This window comes from Duganella violaceipulchra (assembly GCF_019166075.1).
GTDB lineage: Bacteria > Pseudomonadota > Gammaproteobacteria > Burkholderiales > Burkholderiaceae_D > Rugamonas > Rugamonas violaceipulchra.
Window position 1 is genome coordinate 1 of sequence record NZ_JAHTGR010000176.1, and the last position, 313, is coordinate 313.

Sequence of the window (313 nt, forward strand, 5' to 3'; positions counted from 1 at the left end):
TCGAGATGGGTGGACACTCGCTGATGGCAGTGCAACTGGTGTCGCGCCTGCGGCAAGTGCTGGATGTCGAAGTCGCCCTGCGCGACCTGTTTGCGCAACCGACGCTGGCAGGCCTGGCCAGCGTCGTTGGCCAAGCGCGGCAAGCGAGCTTAAGCCGGATCGAACCCACCGCGCGCAACCAAGCCATGCCGCTCTCGTGGGCCCAGCAACGGCTCTGGTTCCTCGATCAACTCGACCATGCCGCCGGCGCGGCCTACCATATGGCGGCCGCACTAAGACTGAAAGGCCAGCTCGACTTTGCGGCGCTGCAAGC

The 313-nt window shown here is 65.5% G+C and carries 1 protein-coding gene; it reads left to right on the forward strand.

Annotated features, from left to right (window positions below; translation table 11 throughout):
* Nucleotides 1-23: 23 nt before the first annotated feature.
* The coding region (locus tag KVP70_RS33565; RefSeq protein WP_229225275.1) for a phosphopantetheine-binding protein at nucleotides 24-313 on the forward strand (290 nt) is incomplete at its 3' end.